Source organism: Flavobacterium sp. HJSW_4, from assembly GCF_042436695.1.
Lineage (GTDB): Bacteria > Bacteroidota > Bacteroidia > Flavobacteriales > Flavobacteriaceae > Flavobacterium.
This window is the reverse complement of sequence record NZ_JBHNPP010000002.1, coordinates 165,368-187,989: the sequence shown is the minus strand read 5'-3', so window position 1 is coordinate 187,989 and position 22,622 is coordinate 165,368. Positions and strand designations below refer to the sequence as shown.

19 protein-coding genes and 1 pseudogene are annotated in these 22,622 nt (G+C 36.9%); 9 read left to right on the top strand and 11 right to left on the bottom strand.

Features of this window, described 5'->3' with window-relative positions; all coding sequences use genetic code 11:
* The first annotated feature begins 419 nt into the window (after positions 1 to 419).
* The 4 genes from ACE01P_RS02600 (at position 420) to ACE01P_RS02585 (ending at position 5,345) form a co-directional block, all read left to right on the top strand.
* A complete protein-coding gene (locus tag ACE01P_RS02600) occupies positions 420 to 1,928 on the top strand; it encodes an ATP-binding protein (RefSeq protein WP_379693778.1) in 1,509 nt (502 codons plus the stop codon).
* A gap of 103 nt (positions 1,929 to 2,031) precedes the next feature.
* Positions 2,032 to 2,280, top strand: a complete 249-nt coding sequence (locus tag ACE01P_RS02595; RefSeq protein ID WP_379693776.1) for a hypothetical protein — start codon at positions 2,032 to 2,034, stop codon at positions 2,278 to 2,280.
* Between the two features lie 1,023 nt (positions 2,281 to 3,303).
* Positions 3,304 to 3,870 carry a TetR/AcrR family transcriptional regulator gene (locus ACE01P_RS02590; RefSeq protein ID WP_379693774.1) on the top strand — a complete coding sequence of 189 codons (567 nt, stop codon included), beginning with the start codon at positions 3,304 to 3,306 and terminating at the stop codon, positions 3,868 to 3,870.
* Positions 3,871 to 3,908: 38 nt separating this feature from the next.
* On the top strand, positions 3,909 to 5,345 hold the full coding sequence (locus tag ACE01P_RS02585) for an MFS transporter (protein ID WP_379693772.1): 1,437 nt from the start codon (positions 3,909 to 3,911) through the stop codon (positions 5,343 to 5,345).
* Positions 5,346 to 6,519: 1,174 nt separating this feature from the next.
* On the opposite strand, the gene ACE01P_RS02580 is transcribed toward ACE01P_RS02585, so the two are convergent.
* Complete coding sequence (locus tag ACE01P_RS02580) at positions 6,520 to 6,867, bottom strand: DUF6965 family protein (protein ID WP_379693766.1); 348 nt, start codon at positions 6,865 to 6,867, stop codon at positions 6,520 to 6,522.
* A 169-nt stretch (positions 6,868 to 7,036) separates the two neighbouring features.
* Here ACE01P_RS02580 and ACE01P_RS02575 point away from each other — a divergent pair.
* Positions 7,037 to 7,495: pseudogene (locus ACE01P_RS02575) on the top strand (OsmC family protein).
* Positions 7,496 to 7,536: 41 nt separating this feature from the next.
* Here the strand turns inward: ACE01P_RS02575 and ACE01P_RS02570 are convergent.
* The gene (locus ACE01P_RS02570) at positions 7,537 to 8,445 is read right to left on the bottom strand and encodes an MBL fold metallo-hydrolase (RefSeq protein ID WP_379693764.1); all 909 of its coding nucleotides are present in this window, start codon (positions 8,443 to 8,445) and stop codon (positions 7,537 to 7,539) included.
* A 117-nt stretch (positions 8,446 to 8,562) separates the two neighbouring features.
* Between ACE01P_RS02570 and ACE01P_RS02565 the strand changes: the two genes are divergently transcribed.
* On the top strand, positions 8,563 to 9,444 hold the full coding sequence (locus ACE01P_RS02565; protein WP_379693762.1) for a LysR family transcriptional regulator: 882 nt from the start codon (positions 8,563 to 8,565) through the stop codon (positions 9,442 to 9,444).
* A 1,310-nt stretch (positions 9,445 to 10,754) separates the two neighbouring features.
* On the opposite strand, the gene ACE01P_RS02560 is transcribed toward ACE01P_RS02565, so the two are convergent.
* The 3 genes from ACE01P_RS02560 to ACE01P_RS02550 form a co-directional block, all read right to left on the bottom strand.
* On the bottom strand, positions 10,755 to 11,216 hold the full coding sequence (locus ACE01P_RS02560) for a MarR family winged helix-turn-helix transcriptional regulator (RefSeq protein ID WP_379693760.1): 462 nt from the start codon (positions 11,214 to 11,216) through the stop codon (positions 10,755 to 10,757).
* Between the two features lie 6 nt (positions 11,217 to 11,222).
* Positions 11,223 to 11,651, bottom strand: a complete 429-nt coding sequence (locus ACE01P_RS02555; RefSeq protein WP_379693757.1) for an EVE domain-containing protein — start codon at positions 11,649 to 11,651, stop codon at positions 11,223 to 11,225.
* 152 nt (positions 11,652 to 11,803) lie between these two features.
* Positions 11,804 to 12,163, bottom strand: coding sequence for a VOC family protein (locus ACE01P_RS02550; protein WP_379693754.1), 360 nt, complete (start codon positions 12,161 to 12,163; stop codon positions 11,804 to 11,806).
* 521 nt (positions 12,164 to 12,684) lie between these two features.
* Between ACE01P_RS02550 and ACE01P_RS02545 the strand changes: the two genes are divergently transcribed.
* Positions 12,685 to 14,175: an aminotransferase class V-fold PLP-dependent enzyme gene (locus tag ACE01P_RS02545; RefSeq protein ID WP_379693751.1), complete on the top strand. Its 1,491-nt coding sequence runs from the start codon at positions 12,685 to 12,687 to the stop codon at positions 14,173 to 14,175.
* Between the two features lie 717 nt (positions 14,176 to 14,892).
* Positions 14,893 to 15,840 (top strand): thioredoxin-disulfide reductase, encoded by a 948-nt coding sequence (gene trxB / locus ACE01P_RS02540; protein ID WP_379693749.1) that lies wholly within the window; start codon positions 14,893 to 14,895, stop codon positions 15,838 to 15,840.
* Positions 15,841 to 15,956: 116 nt separating this feature from the next.
* Here the strand turns inward: trxB and ACE01P_RS02535 are convergent, their stop codons facing one another.
* The gene (locus ACE01P_RS02535; RefSeq protein ID WP_379693747.1) at positions 15,957 to 16,604 is read right to left on the bottom strand and encodes an NAD(P)-dependent oxidoreductase; all 648 of its coding nucleotides are present in this window, start codon (positions 16,602 to 16,604) and stop codon (positions 15,957 to 15,959) included.
* Positions 16,605 to 16,739: 135 nt separating this feature from the next.
* Between ACE01P_RS02535 and ACE01P_RS02530 the strand changes: the two genes are divergently transcribed.
* The gene (locus tag ACE01P_RS02530; RefSeq protein WP_379693745.1) at positions 16,740 to 17,096 is read left to right on the top strand and encodes a winged helix-turn-helix transcriptional regulator; all 357 of its coding nucleotides are present in this window, start codon (positions 16,740 to 16,742) and stop codon (positions 17,094 to 17,096) included.
* Positions 17,097 to 17,872: 776 nt separating this feature from the next.
* On the opposite strand, the gene ACE01P_RS02525 is transcribed toward ACE01P_RS02530, so the two are convergent.
* From ACE01P_RS02525 to ACE01P_RS02505, 5 genes are all read right to left on the bottom strand, one after another.
* A complete protein-coding gene (locus tag ACE01P_RS02525) occupies positions 17,873 to 19,081 on the bottom strand; it encodes a pyridoxal-phosphate dependent enzyme (protein ID WP_379693742.1) in 1,209 nt (402 codons plus the stop codon).
* Between the two features lie 53 nt (positions 19,082 to 19,134).
* A complete protein-coding gene (gene ilvN / locus ACE01P_RS02520; protein ID WP_379693739.1) occupies positions 19,135 to 19,641 on the bottom strand; it encodes an acetolactate synthase small subunit in 507 nt (168 codons plus the stop codon).
* A gap of 571 nt (positions 19,642 to 20,212) precedes the next feature.
* A complete protein-coding gene (locus ACE01P_RS02515; protein WP_379693737.1) occupies positions 20,213 to 20,464 on the bottom strand; it encodes a hypothetical protein in 252 nt (83 codons plus the stop codon).
* 118 nt (positions 20,465 to 20,582) lie between these two features.
* The gene (locus ACE01P_RS02510; protein ID WP_379693735.1) at positions 20,583 to 20,801 is read right to left on the bottom strand and encodes a hypothetical protein; all 219 of its coding nucleotides are present in this window, start codon (positions 20,799 to 20,801) and stop codon (positions 20,583 to 20,585) included.
* A 1,099-nt stretch (positions 20,802 to 21,900) separates the two neighbouring features.
* On the bottom strand, positions 21,901 to 22,611 hold the full coding sequence (locus tag ACE01P_RS02505; protein ID WP_379693732.1) for a hypothetical protein: 711 nt from the start codon (positions 22,609 to 22,611) through the stop codon (positions 21,901 to 21,903).
* Between the last annotated feature and the right edge of the window lie 11 nt (positions 22,612 to 22,622).

The window sequence follows — 22,622 nt, the reverse complement described above, 5'->3', positions numbered from 1 at the left end:
TGTTTATGGATATCTTTCTGCGGGTCATGGATGGATCTGCGTACCTAGAAGCGGTGAGAAAGTACTGAGGTGCTGATCCGAAGATTGACATTTATACCGCTGACAGCAAAAAGGAAAGCCTGGAGAAGTGCTTTGTACTGGGGCGGATTTTTATGCCCTGAAGCCATCGGCTTTCTCCGGCCTTCAAGATATGGCCGCGCTGGTCATGAAGGGAGGCTGGGAAGGTCTGGAGAGGAACAAAAGGGCATCTATTATTCCTTCATTACAGGTCGGATCCCAGTGCCTGCAGGGAGGGTGTTTCCCTGATACATCTGCCCTAATGCTTGTCCGTAGTCGCAATTTTGAAAAAACCAAACCAATTGATATAACAATACTGCCCGTAATCAGCCGTAGATTGCCCGGGTAAAAAAAATGCCGAAATGGAAACAACCTTGCAGCTTTTGAAAGACATAGTGGATCACGCGCCACAGCCCATCGGGGTCTATACCGGAAAGGAACTGAGGATCGAGCTTGCCAATCAGGCAATGGTCCATACCTGGGGCAAAGGGGATGCCGTGATAGGCAGGACCTATTTCGAGGTGGTCCCTGAAATCGGAAAGCAGCAGATTTTCGAAGAAGCCATATGGGCGTACGATACGGGACAGCCTTTCCATGCCAGGGAGAAAAGGGTGGATCTTATAATGGACGGGGAGCTGAAGACCTTCTATTTCAATTACAGCTTTATACCGCTTTTCGATTCCAAGGGAGAGGTATACGGGATCATGAATACCGGTGTGGACCTCACCGATCTTCATCAGGCAAAAGAAACCGCGCAGAGCGCCTCGGAGCAGCTCCAGATGGCTCTGGAGGCATCAGGAATGGGAACCTATGAAATAGACCTGGCTACGGGAAGAATTGCCACATCGGGTAACTTCAGGTCCTTCTGGAATATAGAAGGACCCATTACAAATGAGAAGATAATGGCAAAGCTCCATCCGGATGACATTGCCGTAAGGGAGCAGGCGCACCTTGAGGCGGAGCAGACCGGCCTGATCTCCTATCAGGCAAGGATCCTGAACGAAGACCAGACTATCCGTTGGACCAAGATTGCCGGGAAAATTATAAGGGACCAGAACGGAAAACCGGCCAAGATCACAGGAGTGATAGAGGACATCGGACGCCAGAAAGCCATGGAGGAGCAGCTTAGAAGCCAGGCAGAGCAGAAAACCAAGGAACTGCGCCGCTCCAACGACGAACTGCTTCATTTTGCCAATCTGGTCAGCCATGACCTCAGGGAGCCGGCGCGCAAGATCAGGACTTTTATCAGCCGGACCAGAAACGAGGTGATGGGCACCTTTAATGAGAAAGCCGCATTCTATCTGGATAAGATCGACCACTCGGCCCAGCGCATGCAGAATGTGATAGAAGGGATCCTCGCGTACTCGGGCGCCGAAAAGAAAAAGCAGCCTGTGGAGCTTATCGACCTGGAGCAGGCGCTCGAAGAGATAAAGACCGATCTGGAGCTTGTCATTCAGGAAAAAAATGCAGTTCTTTTAAGCGATGGGCTCCCTTCAATCGAGGGAGGGAGAGTCCTGATCCAGCAGCTTTTATACAACCTTGTGCACAACGCTCTTAAATTCTCCAGAGCCGAGGTGCCTCCAAGGGTCGTGATCACTTCTGATATCCTTGACGGGGCAGAGGACCGTAAGGTGCGGATCTTGATAAAAGACAACGGCATCGGTCTTGAGAATGATTTCAGCGAAAGGATCTTCACCGCCTTTGAGCGCCTGCACTCCAAAGACCAGTACGAGGGCAGCGGACTGGGGCTCTCGCTCTGCCGCAAGATCGCAGAAAGGCATGGGGGAAGCATAACGGCATCCGGGAAGACCGGCGAAGGGTCTGTCTTTACGCTCATACTGCCCTTAAAACAGAAAAAAGATACCATTTAGCGCTGTATTGCACCTGCATACTGTTTTTTAACAGCTGGGATGTTTTCCGGGAAGCTTAAAAAGCCTATATTTGAATAAAACAGAAAGGAGCCGGTAGCTGCACATGGAAAAGACAATAACAATGAAGGTGAGAAAGGATCCGGCCCCGAAAGAGCAGAGGAGCCTTTTGAAGTTAAAAGGGAGCCTGATATCCAAAGGATATACCCAGATCATACACATAGAGGATCTGGATGAGGTGTTCCATCTCAATACTTTTGAAATTCCAGAGCAGATGGGAGATGAGGTGCGCCAGTACATAGCGGCATTTATCGCATCCCAGGAGCTTTCACAGACTATAACCATAACCAACTAAACTAGATTTGTAAGGGCGGAAGCCGGGCGTTTTTTTGGACTGCTGTATTAATGGTTTTAATTAGTATGCCATTAATAAGCAGGCTGCTAATATTATCTTAATTTAATATTACTTTACTTTAATATTATTTTAGGTTTGTATTATTTCTAGGTTTATATTTTTTTTAGAAGCTGTTCCCGCTATCCGTTTCAATCTTCTGCGCCGAACCCCGGCGCAGAAGGATTTCCGATTCTATCGGGGCTAAAAAGCGGATTCCATTTTATAGGATTGATTAACATAAATAACTACGAGTGAAATTTCTTTAAAAAACACTGTACCTTTTGAGGCAGGTTAAGTAATTCGATTTTTCCAAATAGTAAATTTTAATGTTGTTGTTTGTTAAAAAGGAGGATTATCTGCATATTCCATTTTAAGTCTTTTAGAACACTTTATCGTTTACTATAAATCTATCAATGGAATATTTATTTTAAATTCAACACTAGAAACTATAGCATATAAAGCTTTTTCATTTATAAGTCTTGTAGTTGTACCGTCTGGTCTGTATAGTTGAAATTTTTAGCGGTGAGAGCTTAAAACTGGTGAAGACAATAAAGTTTTTTTGTGCAAGGTATACATGATGTATTTGCTGGACTGGATAATTCGGAAAAATGAACATCTTTGGTGTAGTGTTTGGGAGAATTGACCAGACATTGATGCGGGAGTAGTTTTGCCTTTTGCAAAGCTTAGAAATCCTGATCTAGAGGGAGCAACAACAAATGGATCGACATGAGTATTGAATTTTTCCAATGAATTCAACTAACCTAGTCAGTCTTCATATAATGAGGTGTGTTATAAAAATAGCGAAACTAAGCGTGGTCGTTCGCTCGTTGAGTTGCTTTAGATATTGATGGTTTGCCTTTTTCAACAAAATAGCGAAGTGGTTAAAATCCTTTTTCAAAATCGCTGTACACCGTTTTTTATTTTGGTCAAAAAAAATATATAGATCTATCTATTTTTATCGTATTTTTACAAAAAAATAGAAATATGAGCAGGAAATACAGTGTAAAAGAAAGGATACTTGACACGGCATCTAGACTGTTTTATCATCAGGGCTTCAATGCAACAGGAATAAACCAAATAATTGCCGAAGCGGATATTGCCATCGGTTCGCTGTATAAGCATTACAGATCGAAGAACGATCTTCTTTGCCATTATTTGGAAAAGCAGGCAGAGACCTATTTTACTAATCTGGAATTCTGCCTGCAGGACGAGAAAACGCCTGTTCTCAAAATTCTTAAATTGATAGATTACCGTATTAAACTTCAAGAGCAGGCAGATTGTCTAGGTTGTCATTTTATCAAAATCAATGCGGAGATGGGCAGAAAAGATCAGCGTGTAGAACAATTAATAAGCAAGCATAAGCAGCATCAGCGGGATTTTATTGAAAAAATAATTGGTGAAATAGGGGAAATGGAAAATCTTTCAATGAAAAAAGAAATGTTGTCCAATACCATTTTTCTGACCATTGAGGGAGCCGTAGTATCAGCCGGTATCCACGGAAATACGGATGATCTCAAATCTGTCAAGAAATTTATCAAGCAGATTTTCTAATTTTTTTACCTTAAAATAGATAGATTGTTCTATATAATATGAAAATTAAAAACCGTAGACAAGTTTCGTTGCTCATCCTATTGATGGCGCACATGCTCACGATAGTGGATATATTTATTGTAAATATTGCTATCCCTTCTATTCAGGATGGGCTAGATGCTGCCCACGCAGAAGTGCAATTAGTGGTAGCGATGTATATGATCGGATTTGCTTCATTTCTCATCATTGGTGGAAAAGCAGGAGACCATTATGGGAGAAAAAGAATTTTACTTTTAGGCCTGTTCTTTTTTATGCTAAGTTCAGTATGTTGCGGCTTGGCTCAAACGTCTGGACAGCTTATCCTTTCAAGGTTTTTTCAAGGTGTGAGCGCAGGTCTCATGTCCCCACAGGTATTATCCTATATGCAGGTCCTTTTCAAAGACCATAAGGAAAGAACTTATGCCATTGGCTGGTATGGCATTGCCATCGGTATTGGAACAATGTTAGGGCAGTTTCTTGGGGGATTTCTTGTTGAATTGAATCCCATAGTTGTTGACCAATCTTGGCGCTATATCTTTCTGATCAACATTCCTGTCTGTGCCGTAACTATGCTGTTTGCAAATAAATTTCTTCCTCTTTCCAAAGACCGATTTTCATTAAAAATGGATTATTCAAGCGCCTGTCTATTGAGTATAGGACTTGTTACGCTGATTTTATCTCTTACTATTGGATTAGAGCAGGACAGTTGCCTTGTTGGTACACTTTTAACTATTTCATTGGTGCTTCTTTTGTGTTTTTTTGTTAGACAAAAACAAAGGAAAAAGAAGCAAAAAGAACCTTTGCTTGATTTGGCACTTTTTAGGTATGGAAATTTTAAAATGGGTATATTTGCAGTCGCAATTTTTATGCTGATGCTGGACGGTTACTTTTTTGTACTTGCCATCTTTTTACAGGACGGTCTAAGGTTATCACCGATAGAGGCAGGGTACTTCATTGTATTTCAGGGAGGCGGTTTTATCCTTGCTTCATCGTACTCTGCCGGACTAATACTTCGCTTTGGAAAAAATGTGCTGATTGTCGGAACAGCAATGATTATCTGCGCACTAATTTTACAGCTTCTACTCTTTTATTATCAAAATACGGGCATTGCCAACTACGCCGTGATGACGGTACATGGTATCGGTGTTGCTTTGGTATTGCCTTCATTAGCCAATATTGCACTGAAAGGTTTGCCTGAAAATATGATTGGAAACGCTTCGGGTGTTTATTCAACACTACAGCAGCTGTCTGGTGCTTTAGGAATAGCTTTAACAGGTGGGGTATTTTATTATGTTTTAAACGACAACGTGGATTTTACAAATTTCTATAAAGCCTTTACATACGTCATATTAATCCACATATTTTGTCTGATAGTTATATTGTTGATATTAAGCCGACTGCCTCAATCAATATTGCCTCAAAGGGCGGCTAAACATAATAATCAAACGGAAAAGTGATGCAATAAAACACTGGCTCGAGATGTCAATCAACCAAATGGGGATTGAAGAGATATGCGCAGAAGACAAATTTCACAATAGTCTTTTGTTCTACTTTGTTTATCAAAAACGGTACATTACAATCCAATTTTGTATTTCTAATGAATACTCAATTTTTAGTTTTTTTAACACGGAAATAAATCAATTTCTGGCGTTGTTTGAACTACAAGAGGCATTTAAGACTGTATAAGTTTCGAACCTAAACTCTTCAGATCTTGATTTTATTGAATTTCCTGTATTCAAAAATATCATGCGCTACGATTTTGATACAAAATTTGAATTACTGAATAGGTATAAAAAACGGATCTAATTTTTGCAGTCCAAATAATAGCCGCTCCACTTTTAAACCAGAAAATAAATGAAGCTTCTTTGATTTCTATTTTTTTTAGGGACGTAGTTTATATAGCCGTATTCATTTAAATCCTTTATGCACCTGTGATACGTGGCAGGACCGGTTATTTTGGCTATTTTCATAATTTCATGCCTGTAATGAGGGGGGAATGTTATTTTAGGTTTGATATTATTTTTAGGGAGCTTTATCCCGCTATTCGCTGCACACGAGCGGTAGCGAACTGACGAAGTAATCTTTTGCGCCGAACCCCGGCGCAGAAGGATTTCCACTGCTATCGGGGCTAAAAGTTGAAAAGACAATCCTAAATTGTAAAATAGGCCCGGTTGTTATTTGGACGTAAAAACAAATTGAAGCAGTTCAGAGTTTTACAAAGTCAATTTCTATTCTATTTCTGGTGTCCCAATCATGTTAAGTTATCAAAATATAAAGATGGATTTTTAAAGTAGAAGATTGTGAGGGCAAATTAAATTATTGGAAAAAAATTGTTTGCGTTTTGTGGCATACAGTTCCCCCCTTCAAAATGGTACCTGGAAACAGCCTAAGGTGGTCAGAATTTAATTTTTGCGGGATTTAATCTAATCTAATTAGAAATCTGTATGAGGCAGTTATTGTCCAATTTTTTTTTTGTGGCAAAATGATAGTAAGCCCAAAAATCACTGTGCCAAGATTCTCCCGCAAATCTCTCATGGCTGAATGTTGTAACAGTTTTTGATGCAGACAGCTCTGCCGATGAAAAGCAGGGCTGTCGTTCTATAATAAAGCAGGTGAATTTTAAGGTCTTTTTTAGATGGCGGTTTCGTCTTCCGCCTCGGAAATTTCTTCTTGGGAAGCGGTGTCCGTATTGGTCTGCATCGTTGTCTGATCTGCCGCGATTTCTTGCGCAGCATTTTCCTCCAATGCGTTTCCTTGTGCAGGTGCCTGCTCTTTGGAAGTCTTTTTCATCAGGATATAGAAATCCCTCAGATGCCACCATGCCGGACAGCGGTCCACAGGACCGTTATAGTTGCGGATGGTTGTGTAGCAGCTCTTCAGGAAAACCTGCGTATCGGTGATGTTCGCCCACTCGGTCCATTTTACTTCCCTGGGCGGGGGATGGCTTTCAAAATGGCGTTTGATGTCTTCGTAATTCATGGGGCAAATTTAGCGGATTAATTATGGATTTCCGAGGTTTTTTATCACATAAGTATTTAGAAGCAAGTTGATTTAATCTCGCAAAGTCGCGAAGGCACGAAGAAAATTAAAACTCTGCCACTCTGCGAGATTAATTTATTCCAAGCATCGAAAATCTTAACTTAGCGAAATGAAACATTTATTCAAAGCACAATTAAATTGAACTTCCAAACAAAATGAAGATTCTTCAAAAAGATTCTACAGCAAAAGTCATCAAATTCAAATTGAAGGAAAATCAGTTTTAGATATTTCGGCAGCAAAAGCTTTCAAAGGAGATCCAGAATTATAGAATCCCGAAGATTTATTATTAAGCAGTTTGGCTTCCTGCCACATGATGTCGTATTTATATGTCTGCTCTCAAAATGGAATTAAAGTTCTTGAATACTCGGATAATGCCGAAGCAACATTAGAAGTAAATCCAGATGGAAGCAGAGGTTTTACAGAAGTTCGATTAAATCCAAAAGCTACGATTACAAATCCAGATAAAATAGAATTGGCTTTAGAGCTGCATCAAAAAGTAAATAAATTGTGTTTTATTGCTAATTCCTGCAATTTTCCTGTTTTGCATAATGCAAGTTGTATGATATAAGTGGAATAGATTGTTTTTGTATTTATTTTATATTTTTATTGTTAGTTGAAAGGTGTGAAAAAAGCCTTGGGTATCCACTTGAATGTTCCATTGTCATGATTTACATTTCCTAATCCTGGCCAAGGTAGGTGATATGCAAATACAAGCATTTTATTATTGGCCAACATTTCGAGGATATTTTTGCGAGTTTTTACTGCCTGATCAAAATCAGTATCAAATAAAAAACCCCATTCAGGATACTTGAACAAAATCACATCAGAATGAATTACATCTGCAATATGTAAAAAACTTTCATTGTTTGAAAATACGTTTAAAATTAAATGTCCGGGAGTGTGTCCTGGTGCGGAAATTAAACGAATGCAATCAAAAAGTGTAATATCTGAGCTAGTTAATTGAAGTTTAGGTTTTACGATATTTAAAATATCCCTTACCTTATAAATCATGTTTGAAATTAAATTAAAATTATTTCGTAAATAACTTTTGGAGAAATCAGGGTTTTTACAAGTCCAAAAATCATATTCGGTTTGTGCCAAATAAATATTGGCATTAGGAAAAGATATTTTTTTGTTTTTGTTTACTAATCCTGCAATATGATCTAAATGGCAATGAGTTATTATAATATCGGTTACATCAGTATTTTTGAAACCTGCTGTAAATAATGATTGTTGCAAATGTCCAGCAGTTGATTCTTCATCTCCTAAACCGCTATCGATCATAATTAACTGGTTTGCTTTTTTTATAAGGAGTATGTTAATACCTAGATCAACATGTTCAGTATGTCTAAAATTTTGATTAAGCAATTCTTTAATAATTTCAGGTTTGATATCTGGACCAAATATTGGATGTGCTGGTTTCATAATTTGATAACCATCACTTATGATAATTATTTCTAAATCACCCAATTTGAAATGATTGCTAGTTGATTTGTTGCTGTATATCTGTTTTTCCATTTGTCGTTAATTAGGTTTTTATAAAAGCTTATTCTTTCAATTTGGTTCAAAATTATGTCTATTTGTTATATTTGCATAATTCATAATTTTAATGAAATGCATTAATAAAATTAAAGTATGGTTAGGGATTTTCTTGATTTGGATTTATTACACACATTTGTATTGGCTGCAGAATTAAAAAGTTTTACAAAAGCAGCTAACCAAGTTTTTCGTACCCAATCTGCAGTGACTTTACAAATGCAACGATTAGAAGAAATAACAGGTCATAAACTTTTCATGAAAAATGGAAGAACTTGGCGATTAACTAATAGTGGGGATTTATTACTTGGATATGCGAGAGAATTATTAGATATAAATAATAAAGCAATGCTCGCTTTAACAGAGGCATCTACGGTTGGTCAAGTAAGATTGGGAATACGAATTGATTTTTCAGAAAAAGTTCTTACATCTGTATTGGAGCAATTTTCTCTTATTTATCCACAGATACAAATAGAGATAATAGTAGATCGTGAAGAAGTATTGATGCAAAAATTAGATTCTGGAAAATTAGATTTAATTGTAAATTTTGGCAAAAATGTGCCCGATAGTGCTATTCCTGTAGGGCAAGTTTCATTGCGTTGGATAGGTAATGGAAATGAATCTGTCATTTTAGAGCGACCCCTACCTTTGTTATTATTTGATGCTCCTTGTATATTTAGAGAAATCGGAATAGAAGCGCTTCAAAAAGCAAATTTAAGTTGGCGTCCTGTCCTCACTGCTAGTAGTGTAACAGGAATATGGGCAGCAATTCGGGTTGGGCTAGGTATAACAATTCGAACAGAAATAGGACTGCCATTTGACTGTATCGCTTTTCCTTTATCATCAAATTTACCTGTTTTGCCTAAGATATCTATTTTTATTCTGATGCAATCAAATAATTCATCTCTAGTCATAAAAAGTTTGACAACAGTATTACGTAATGCGATAGAAGAACAATTAAGCGAAACGGAGAAAAATTAGAGTATCATAGATCGCCATAGATAATAGATTAGATTGTAAATGCAATTAATTGAATTTATTGTAATTTAGAAAACGGATATAAACCAATTTCTGGCTTCAATGGAACAGCAGGCAACAGTAAAAGTTATAAAGCTTATTTTTTTAATTAAAAAAATAGTATACAGTTTCGAACCTAAGCTCTTTAAGCCTTGATTTTGCCGCAAAATTTAAATTACTAAGTAGGTATAAAAAACGATCTGATTTTTGCATCCCAAAAGATAGCAGCTCCTTTTTTAAACAGGAAAATAAATGACGCTTTTCTGGTTTCTGTTTTTTTAGGGACGTAGTTTATATAGCCGTTTTCATTTAAATCCTTTATGCATCTGTGATGCGTGACAGGGCCGGTTATTTTGGCTGTTTTCATAATTTCATGCCTGTAGTGAGGGGGGAATGTTATTTTAGGTTTATTATTATTTTTAGGAGCTTTATACCGCTATCCGCTGCACACGAGCGGTAGCGAACTGACGAAGTAATCTTTTGCGCCGAACCCCGGCGCAGAAGGATTTCCACTGCTATCGGGGCTAAAAGTTGAAAAGACAATCCTAAATTGTAAAATCGGCCCGGTTGTTATTTGGACGTAAAAACAAATTGAAGCAGTTCAGAGTTTTACAAAGTCAATTTCTATTCTATTTCTGGTGTCCGAATCCTGTTAAGTTATCAAAATATAAAGATGGATTTTTAAAGTAGAAGATTGTGAGGGCAAATTAAATTATTGGAAAAAAATTGTTTGCGTTTTGTGGCATACAGGTCCCCCCCCTTCAAAAAGTAATCTGCCTATTCTTTATTTAATTTAAATGTTTTCTGATTTTGAAGAGGTACGCTCTGGCATAAATATACTTGAACCTGTTTTTTTTGGTATTTATTTTACTGAGTATTTCCTGTTTCAGAATTCGATTTACCACCGTTCTGATACAAAACTTTAATATGAAATATCTATGGAATCGCCTTAGCTTTTTGTGGCGAAAAAGGTAGCAAATCCAAACTGTAGGTGCCACGATTTTGCCGCAAAACTTATAACGGTGAAGTATTTCGTAAGGGTCGTCTTAAATTTTGTGGCATATTTAAAGGCAACTCCAAAATCTGTATAAATCAAAGTTTAATCCAATATTTTTTTAACCGCCTTAGCTTTTAGAGGCAAAAGAGGTATACCATCCAAAATTTTTAAGCCACGATTCTGATATAAAACTTAAACTGATGAACCATCTTTAAAACTAGCATTTGTGACAAAAAAAGGAATATTTTCAATCTGTTTGGGAAAAGAATTTGCTACGCTATAAACTCTTATTTTCATCAATTAGATTTACTACATAAGAGTTGAATGAGGAAAGATTTTTCTCCAGCGGGGAAAAAAAATCAATATCTGCATTTTCAATTTCAATAAGTGCTTTCTGAAGAACGGTTTCACCGCTTCTTGTGAGTTGAATTATTTTTGCTCTTGTATCTTCAGGGTGTTCACGTCTAGTTATAAACTTTTTATCTTCAAGTGTACGAAGAACTTTGGAGACCATCATTCTGTCGGCATTACTCTGATTGGCAATATCAACTTGCGTGACTGGACTGCTTTTTTTTGAAAGCCAGCCTAATGCTGCAAGTAATGCAAACTGTGTTTGTGTCAGATCCAATGGATCCAGAACTTTTTTTTGTTTGCGCTGCCATAACATGGTAAGCTGTCCGAGCAGGTACCCAGGGCTGTCGTTTGGGCTCTTAAAATGGAATTCAATTTCTTTGGCCATATATTTTTAATTCATCATTTGTGCAGATATTTTACTAAAATCCTGCCGGTTAATTTCTAAAATCCCAAACCGGAAAGGGGATCCCCAGTTTTTTTTATCTTCAATAAAATCCAGACTGTCAATTAATGGAAGAATAGAGATGTCATTACTCGGGAAAAAACTGATTTTACGTCTTGAAGGACAAAAATCTTCCGAAACCTGGAACTCAAATATGTCATCGTCCACAACTTTACCCAGAGCTGTAAACTGCTGGCATTTTTCGGGTTTTCCTAAGGTCTGTTTTCCTGAATAATAAATTAAATAGTCCCCTTTTTTCATTCGTTTCAGTGGAGAGGCTTTACCATGGCAGGTCTGCGCGATCTCCTCAAGCACCGCATTTTTTACATGGTCTTTTGAGGCTGAAAGCACCCAATATTTTGTTTCTCTGTCTTTCATTGTAAAATTAATAAAAGCCGGCATTTAGTCACATGATTTTTTTGGTAAAATTTCAATTATTATTTTTCCAAAGGCTGCCTTTAGAAAGCCGGCTGTCTATCTTTAAAGTTAGGTATTTGACTGTATTTTTAGGTTAAGAAAGTTATCTGTTTTTACTTCGCATTTAAGAACGTAAGTTTATAACCGTCAAGATCTTTCACATGAAATGCGCGTCCAAAAGGAGTGTCGATGAGCGGACCTGCAGTAGTGATTCCTCTCGCTTCAAATTTCTCTTTCAATTCATCTACATTTTCCTCTACAGCGAACCAAAGCGCTACGCCGATGCCAAGTTCTCTGCCATCAAGCGGTTCAAGAGGTGTGCGGATTGCAAAGCTTGCTTCGCCTTTGCTGTATTTGAAAATGCATGCCTGCGGGTTGGATTCTCCAATTTCGAAACCTAGTTTGTTTTCGTAAAATTCTTTTGATGTTGCTAAGTCTTGTACTTGGAGTGATGCAAATGTTAACTGTCTCATTTTTTATGATTTTAAATTGTTGTCGCAAATATAATATTCGCGACAACAATTTGCAAATATTTAACCGTCTTTAACTTTTTGAATTCATAAAATTTGTGATTTAGACTCTAAGCATTGGGAAACATCAGGATATCAATAAACTAAAAGAAGCCTTATTACCAAAGGCTATACCCAGATCATGCATATAGAGGACATTGAATAGGGGCACTCCAGGTTTAGTAAGCATTTTTTTGTTTGTTCAGCAATAATAGATGCATCCTCTGGAGTTAATGCTCGAATTCGGAAAACATTATCATTCGACTGTGACAAAACGCACAATAATTATCCATAAGATATTCTACATTCGCTGCTGTCGTTCAGGATCCTAATCTGTCGAATAGTGAGAATCTTTCTTGCATCAGATTGATGATGTCAGCATAATATGCTTGCAGTACGGCTTAGTACAAAAATAGATATAACAAAAGACTATTAGGTTAAGTGATACTTACCTCAATGATAATGTGTTTAAAATAAAAAATGAAATGGAATTTATGTTGAAATCAGGCGAATTAGAAGATTATTTTTTAAAATATAGAGAAAATACAATCGGTAGCAATCACAGTTTCGAAACGATGTACGGTATTCAAAATTTATTATATGCCGACTGGATTGCCAGCGGAAGATTATACGGGCCCATAGAGGATATTATGCTCAGTAAGATCGGACCGATGATCGCCAATACACATTCCTTTTCCAGTCAGACCGGAAAAGCTTCAACATATGCGTACCAATATGCCAGAAAATTAATTAAAGACCATGTAAATGCATCGGAAACAGATTGTCTGGTTGCCACAGGAACTGGAATGACCGCTGCACTGAATAAACTGCAGCGTATTATGGGACTGCGCTCATTGGATAATTTGAACAGTGAAAGACTAAACTCCGAGGATGAAAGGCCTGTTGTTTTTATCACGCACATGGAGCATCATTCCAATCAGGTACCCTGGTACGAAACAAGTGCCGATGTCGTGGTTTTACCGAGCGGCGAAAACAATCTGGTCGATCCGCAGATACTTTCACAAGAAGTGGAAAAATACAGCAGAAGAAGGTTGAAAATCGGTTCATTTACGGCTTGTTCCAATGTCACGGGAATCGTTACACCGTATCACGAACTGGCTAAAATCATGCACCAGAACGGCGGTTACTGCTTTGTTGACTTTGCAGCTTCGGCACCTTATGTCAAAATAGATATGCATCCTGAAAATTCAGAAGAACAATTGGACGCGATTTTCTTTTCTCCACATAAATTTCTTGGAGGGCCGGGAACCTGCGGTATTTTAGTTTTCAACGAAAAACTGTATCAGTCCAAGTTTCCTGATAATCCTGGCGGAGGAAATGTAAAATGTACGGATCCATGGGGAGGATACCATTACAGTGATGGAATTGAAGTAAAAGAAGATGGAGGCACACCCGGATTTCTTCAGGTAATACGAACTGCTTTATGCCTGGAACTGAAAGATGAAATGGGAGTGGAAAACATGAAAAACAGGGAAAAGGAACTTTTAGATCTTTGTTTTTCGGAATTTGATAAAATTGAAGGACTGACCATTCTAGGAGATTTGAAGACGGAAAGAATTGGCTGCGTTTCGTTCATTGTAAAAGATATACATTACAACCTAATGGTAAGGTTGTTGAATGACCGCTTCGGAATCCAGGTTCGTGGAGGCTGGTCGTGCGCAAGTACATATGCACATTTTCTGCTAAATATTGATAGAGATAAATCGAAGGCAATAACCGACGGAATTCTTAAAAAAGACTTATCTGATAAACCGGGATGGGTAAGGGTTTCTCTTCATCCGACAATGACAAACAAGGAGCTAATATTTATTTGTACTGCCATAAGGAATATTGTTTTAAATATAGAAGAATGGCAAAAATTATATCTATACAATCCAATGACCAATGAATTTGACAATCTGATAGTCAATGATACTATAGCGGATGACGTTAGACATTGGTTCAAATTACTGTAGATCAAATTTTATGTGCCGTATATGTTTCGCAAAATAGAAAAACATAAAAAAAAATTGGCATTCAAATTTGATAAATGAATAAAGATATTTTCTTTTAGAAATTTCAATATGGCTACAAGATCAAATTTTGAGAATTGTAGGTTGTGAAAAAAAACTTTTCAATTTTCCATGAATTTTCTTTTGAACAATGATATGGGAATTAAGATCTGCCGTTACGATTTAATTGTAAGAGTAAAAATACAGTTTTAATTCCGTACAGCCATAAGCAGTAGTTCTAATTTCCAAAACTGGAAAAGCAAACCTATACAGAGCAAAATCTTAAAACCACGTTATGAAATATATTGAAAATCTAGTTTTAAAAGTGATTGATGGACAAGAGAACTATCGAAAAATCAATGGAAATTGAACAGCACTGTGACAAATGGCACAAAATGGCTTTTCGATTATCTTTATTTTCGCCTTTAAAGAATGTATAAAGTATTCGGTCCGCAACTACTATTATTTTGGATGGTTAGGAATTATATTGTTGTCGAGTTTTTTTAGGGGAAAAATTTTGTTGGTAAGCAATCTGTCTTGTAATGGCGGTTCTGTCTAATCAATTTAGAAAATGTCTTTCAGGTAATTTTTACTATATTTTATTATAGGGCTAATTATGAAAGTCAAGGAGCTGTGTTGCAGCAGCTCTTTAAAAATTTAATTAAAATATATACATATAAAATGTCAAAGACTATGGAAAAAATAAAATGTCTAATTATAGGTTCGGGTCCTGCAGGTTACACAGCGGCCATCTATGCGGCCAGAGCCAATATGAATCCAGTTTTATATCAGGGAATGCAGCCAGGCGGCCAGTTGACTACTACCAATGAAGTGGAAAATTTTCCAGGATATGTAGATGGTATTACAGGTCCGGAAATGATGATTCAGTTACAGGAACAAGCCAGACGTTTTGGTGCAGATATTCGAGACGGCTGGGCAACCAAAGTTGATTTTTCTGGAGCTATTCATAAAGTTTGGATTAACGATTCTATTGAATTGTATTGTGAAACTGTAATTATATCGACAGGTGCTTCAGCAAAATATTTAGGATTGCCATCAGAGCAGCATTACCTTACTATCGGTGGAGGAGTTTCTGCATGTGCTGTATGTGACGGATTTTTCTACAGAAATCAGGAAGTTGTTATTGTAGGAGCAGGAGACTCTGCTTGTGAGGAAGCGCATTACTTATCAAAACTTTGTAAAAAAGTTACGATGCTGGTTAGAAGCGAAAAATTCAGAGCTTCTAAAATCATGGAAGAGCGTGTTCGCAGAACTGGAAATATAGAGATTTTGATGAACCACGATACAGTTGAAGTTCTTGGAGACAGTCAGGTTGTTTACGGTATTAAGGCATTAAACAAAACAACGGGCGAAGTAATCGAAATTCCAGCTACCGGGTTCTTTGTAGCCATTGGGCATAAGCCAAATACAGATATTTTTAAAGAATACGTCACATTAGACGAGACAGGTTATATAGTAAATACTTCGGGAACATCTAATACGAACGTAGCGGGTGTATTTGTGGCTGGTGATGCCGCAGATCAGGTATACCGTCAGGCAATAACTGCTGCAGGTACTGGATGTATGGCTGCCCTTGATGCTGAAAGATATTTGGCCGCTCGAGATTAATTCTTGCTAATTACTCAAATTAATAGCATAATGGATTATTACATATATGGGTTGGTGATAAAATGTCCGATACTTTTTAGTATCGGACATTTTTTAAATCCAGTAAGAACTTACGTCTAATAAGCCGCTGTGAATTGCTGTTTGGAGTGTTTTTGATTTTCTATTTCATCTGCTATTACAACGGCCAGATCTTCAACAGAAAGCATGCTTATTTTTTCATCGTTAAATACAGGGAAATCTGTTCCTATGCGATATTTTCCTGTTCTTCCAGTTTTGACATGTGGATGCATTTCGAATGGCGGGCAGAAAAATGCCCAGTCCAAATCCGTTTCATTTTTCAGTATGTTTAAATAATCTCTGGATGCTTTTGCACCTGCTCTAAATTCTTCCGGGACTTCTGGCGTATCAACTGCTTGTACACCTTCAGCAACATATAGACTACCTGCACCTCCAATGACAATATAACGCTTAGCACCTGCAAGCTTTACTGCTTCATGAATTGCTTTAGAACCGGCAAGGTAATCATCATACATATTTGGGTTTTCCCAACCTGCATTAAAAGCACTAACCACAATGTCACTGCCTTTTAAAATTTCAGCAAGTTTATTTACTTCTGTAACGTCTGCCGAAACAGTGATTAAATTAGGATTGTCTACTGTTTTTACATTCCTTGAAATTCCTGTAACGCTGTGTTTACGGTTGATTAGTTCGTTTGTGATATTCGTCCCTACGAATCCTGTCGTCCCGATTACTGCTATTTTCATATTTTTATTATTGTTTAAAATTCAATTACAAAAATACGAATTGCAGTTACAATAATTATAGTAGATACCTTTTGGTAACTAGTTACTTTATGGTAATTAGTGTTCTGTTAGGTAATTAGTTATATATTTGTAGTTATGAAAAAGGAAAAATCACAACTCACAGATATTTGCCAGTTACAACTTAAGGGTGTCAAAGATACTCAGGATTTGTTGAGTGGAAAGTGGAAAATGGTTATTGTAGCTGCACTTTTTTACAACGGAAAATTTAGATTTATGGATTTGAGCAGACGTATTGAAGGCATTGCACCAAAGACATTATCAAAGGAACTAAAGGACTTGGAAGTGAACCAACTTGTCACAAGGACTGTAGTAGATACAATGCCTATTACTGTTGAATACGAACTTACGGCGCAAGGTAGAAGTCTCAATAAAGTTGTTGAAGCAATGGGGGAATGGGGAGGCAATTACAGAAAATCAATTTTAAATAAATAGGATAGGCTTTCTGATGTGCATCCATTCTAAAGCAGCATGCGTTGATGTGATAATAATAGCTTTTCCTTTACCAAATTTTTATTCAGTTTTGTAAACCATGAATTGTTGATCTATATGGCATCAAAAAGTTTAAATATTTCAAGGCTTTACACAATTTTATAATGTTTCCCCAAATGCATAGGTCAAAAATGGAGTGAGCTGCAGACTGTAAGATATAAAGCTAATTCACAGCCTTTCTATGTGTTGATCAATAACGAAGAGACCAATCTGGAAGAACCGGTTGGTTATACTCCGGATACTCAGGAATATATGAAATGGCTTAAATCAGGTATTGCCAAATACAAATAAGATGAGCTTTGGACTAATGTTATGGAGTTTAGTTATTTCACTAAGATATGTGATCTATTAAAATGACAAAAAAATATGGTAGGAATGTCCATTTTTGAATACCTTAAATGTTTAACTAAAAATTTATTATTCTTGTAATAATAATATTTTTTGAGGTTACTTATAATTCATTTATTTTTGAAAAGAAACACCTTGTACGAAGGATACTTGGTGTTTCTTTTTTTACTTATGAATATCAACTCTCAAAAACTCACTATAACGAATTTTTACTTTTTTTTAATTATTAGTAAGGTTCAGTAAGTGAAATTAGTAAGTAAGTAAAAAGCTTTTATTCATTTCATTAAAAGTATTAATTATAAATTATTAGAGCTTTCAAAGACATTATGGCTAAATTTAGGGTTGGCAAATACAATTAAAAAACGTAATAATTATGCAACAGTTCTTATGTATTTAATCTTTTTTAACACATTGTATTTCAATGAGGATTCGTTCAAGGCCTTTTTAATTGCGAAAATATTTTCAGCATTTTTAGTCTCTAGCCGGAATATAATTGATTCTGTTGAGCATGATTTGCTTTTGACAGTGTAAAAAAATGTGACAGCGTCATCTTCGGCAAGGATATTATTTATGAAATGTTTTGCACCTTTTATTCCGTTGGGAAATTCTATTCGCAAATAATGAACAAGTCCTAAAAAAAGGCGAGACAACTCCTTGAGCTTATCTTGTTTTTTAAGTTTGTTCAATCCTTCGCTTAAAATGCATACTACATTTTTTCCTTCTAATTGGTCAGCATAAAGGTCGAGTGCTGAAATGCTGAGTGCTCCGGAAACTTTCAGAGTGATTTTGTGATGTTTATGAAGCTCAAGGACACTAGTACATAAATGTCCTTGAGGAATATAAACCCTATCATGTAAATTTTCAATTAGTTGGTGATACAAGGGCGATGTTGCGCCTTCAAGACCAGTAAAATTTAGCGTTTTCTTATCTGGATCAGATTTCAAGTTTTTGACCTCTTCCGGCAGAACAGCTATAATTTTTGTATTAGGGCTAAGTACTTTAAAAACAGCTACGATTCCTGCCGCGAGTCCGCCACCAAGCATTGGCACAAACAAAAAATCAATTGGTGCGTTAGTCTGTTCTAATATTTCAAGGCCGGTCGATGCCTGGCCAGCAATTATTTGAAGGTCATCAAAAGGATGGACAAAAGCTTTTCTATTAAGTGATGAATCACCCATCGCAATCGCCAAGGCGTGTTCTTGTGATTCCCCCGCGCGGATCACCTTAACAAATTCTTTACCTAAAGACTTTATTTTTTCTATTTCTGACACGGATGTCTTGGTAGGGACATAGATTGTACCCTTTACTCTTAATGCATTGCAGCAGTGTGCTACCCCTTGCAGATGACTGCATGCACTTGATGCTATTATTCCATTTTTTTTCTCTGTTGGGCTAAGTGTACTTATTTTAGAGTACGCACCCCTTAGTTTAAAAGAGTGTGTAAGCTGCATATCTTCTCTTTTGAGGCAGATTTCAGCGTTGTACTTTTCTGAAAGGTATCGGCAGGTCTCAAGAGGTGTCTCCACTGTAAATCCTTTCAATTGCCTTTGTGCTTTTGAGGCTGCGCTAAATAAGTTCATAAAATTTCTGTGTTATAAATATTAAACCGACAAGCACGGTACTAAAGGAACTCTCAAAGTTCAATGCTGAACCCAGGGCATGATGATATAAGTGTAATTCTGGGGCCTTTGACAAACTCGGTAAGCCCGAGCGGAGTCAGTTCTTCTACCAGATAGTTTATGTCTTCGACTTGCCCCGTAGCCTGTAGAATCGTGTAATCGCTTCGAATTTCAGAAATTCTTAATTCATTGTCTTCAAGGAGTTTTTCAATTTTCTTTTCAGACATTAAAGCTGCAGTCGATATTTTAATAAGAGCAGTCTGCCTGTAAATGATTTCGTCATCGTGGCTGTAGTAACATTTGTATACCTCTATGATTTTTTCAATCTGTGCCGCTAGGTTTATAACATTGTCCTTTCTTTCATTAACCACAATAGTAATTCTGTAAATTTTTTCGATTTCGCTCTCTGACATATTAAGGCTCAAAACCTTAATTCCTTTTCTTATAAACATTGAGGACAGTTTATTGAGCAGATGAAATTGGCTTTCAGAATAGATGGTAAGTGTATAGTCGTGTTCCATAGTTTTTATTGTTTAGTTGGTAGTAACTTTTAGAGTAAAAAAAAACCTTTCACATTTGATTGAGAAAGGTTTTTATTAAGGCAATATTTTCCTGACTCGTCATGTGATACGAATAATAATAATTGCAATAATGATATTTTTTTTAGCTGTGTTTTTCATATTTTCTAAAATAAAAAAACCTCCTGTATTAAAGGAGGTTTGTAAATTGTATCTTGTACTTATTTATATAACATATCCTTTCATAATTACCGGTTGATAATAATGCTAATAATAATGAATATGTTAATGAAGTGCTTCATGTCTAAATATGCTGATGCAAATATAAAGATGTTTTTTAATCTGCAAAAAAAATATTTTGATCTTTAGAAAAATAATTCCTGTTTGACCCGTGGAGTTCTAAATGAATTTCTCTCTCAAATGATTGTCTCAAATTTGAACAGGACAACATCTTTATTATATAGGCTTGATTTTAAAGAAAAAGATTTACTGTTTATATCAAACTAATAACGATAGTAAATATAAATTCGGGACTGCAAAAATTAAGAATATTTCTACATGCATCCTAGATAGGTCATTTTATCAGGCAGAAGAAAGTTTGTTGTATAATCGTGCCCGCATCCTTTCTCCAGAGTTCCAGCCCCGATACCATAAGCCCCCTCATCACGGGGAATTCAAAGGACTGGTCGGGAGCGGCCAGCATATTGCGGCGCAGTATGGAGAATATCTGGTCGTCGGAAAAGTATGGCGTGAATTTTTTCTGGGTGGAGTACAGCTCCTGCCAGAAGAATTTGAGCGGTCTGCTGTAATATATCTTTCGTGCCATCTGTTTTTTAGATTACTGTAAATGTAGCATTTAAAACGGTTCATCTATCCAGCAGTATAAAAAAAGGCCCGCAAAAATTATGATCTTTTGTGATGTTATTTAAAAGTAGAGAAGTATTTCAGCCGTTTATTTTGTCCATATGGTAGCGGGAGAGCCATTTCTCCATCCTCTGGAGCAGCTGGATCTGCTCAGGGTCGCCCTTCGGGTCTGAAAGCCCTGTTAGGATCCTGGAGTAATGGAATTTTTTGTCCTCAAAGAGGCAGGTGAACCTGGGGTGTTCATTATGGGAGACCAGCCAGCTCCCTTGGGCTGTTTTTTTTATTTCAAACTTCTTCATATCTCATGCGCCGTGGATTCTGCATTGCTTTAATTCTAATGTAAAGCAAATTTACAGGTTTTATTTTTAATGGTGCGGCCTTGATGATAAGCTGGACGGGTTGGAGCGGGCAGCACCGCCAATTGTATTGCTGTTGTTTTAGTTTTAATTTTTTGGAGCTTTTTCTGCTCTGCCTTTAACCCAGGTGGCGGCGGATTGGCGGAGGAATCTAATGTACGGAGCTCTGTGGATTTTTTTTGTCTTGTTTTTCAGGAGCTTTATCCCGCTATCCGCTGCAATCTTTTGCGACGAACCCCGGCGCAAAAGGATTTCCGCTGCTATCGGGGCTAAAAGTTGAATCCATTTTCCTTGATTCTGCCGCAAAATTTGAATTACTGAACAAGTATAAAAACTAATCTGATTTCTGCAGCCCAAAAAATAGCGGCTCCACTTTTACACAGGAAAATAAATGACACTTTTCTGGTTTCTATTTTTTTTAGGGATGTAGTTTATATAGCCGTATTCATTTAAATCCTTTATGCACCTGTGATAGGTGACAGGGCCTGTTATTTTGGCTGTTTTCATAATTTTATGCCTGTAATCAGGGGGGGGCGTTATTTTAGGTTTAATATTATTTTTAGGAGCTTTATCCCGCTATCCGCTGCACACGAGCGGTAGCGAACTGACGAAGTAATCTTTTGCGCCGAACCCCGGCGCAAAAGGATTTCCGCTTCTATCGGGGCTAAAAGTTGAAAAGACAATCCTAAATTGTAAAATCGGCCCGGTTGTTATTTGGCCGTAAAAACAAATTGAAGCAGTTCAGAGTTTTACAAAGTCAATTTCTATTCTATTTCATGTGTCCGAATCCTTTTAAGTTATCAAAAGATAAGGATGGATTTTTAGAGAGAAGATTGTAAGGGTAAATTAAATTATTAGAAAAAAAATGTCTGCGTTTTGTGGCATACAGTTACCCTCCTTCAATAAAAAAACTTGTTATTTGATGTTTATGTTGGGGTATGTTTCCAAACCGTCAAATTAGTACTGCGTCAAAATATAGAAAAAGCTTATTCCATTACACACTTAATCCAAAATTCCTAAAAAAACTATTGGATGTAATTTATTAAATACTCAAATTAGGCATTGTAAAACCTTCGTTTGTGAATTTTTCTCTTATATTTAAAAGTTTTTTTTTGTTAATGGAACTGTCGATATTTTTTTTCTTGTAAAGATTTCCATTACTTAAATCTAATTTTAAACCTGTTTCATAATTGTGAGCATGAGGATTAGAGGGAAACGGGTCGGCATCATTTTTATGGAGTTCCCAAATTTCACCCTTTACCTTAATTTGTTTTTCACGCAAGCTAGATTTAACTCCTTCTGGAAAAATGCCATCATCTTCAAATAATTCAATACTGCCAATTGTATCTGAAAAGTAGTAATCCTTAAATTCATCATATATTTTTAAACCTTTATCTATAATGTACCAAATTACTTGGATGTTTTCTGTATAATTATTTTGTTCTAAAATTGCAAGTCCTAACTGATCAGGAGAAATTGAAATTCCGCGATCCTCGGAAATTCTAGCAGCTACCGTTTTTAGGGTTAATTCAACCCATTCTATTTGCAAATTTGGAAATCTCGTATTTTCGTTTAATTTGAAAATATGTTCTAATTTTACTTGGCGATTATATGCTATTCTACCATACTCTTCGATGAGTTTTCCTAATTCAATCCATTTTGTATTAAAATGTTGCCAATCTTCATCTGTAATGGCATTATGTTTTAGTCGTTCGACTTCTAATGCATGTGATCTAATTTCTTCAAATGTCATATTTGAGAGTT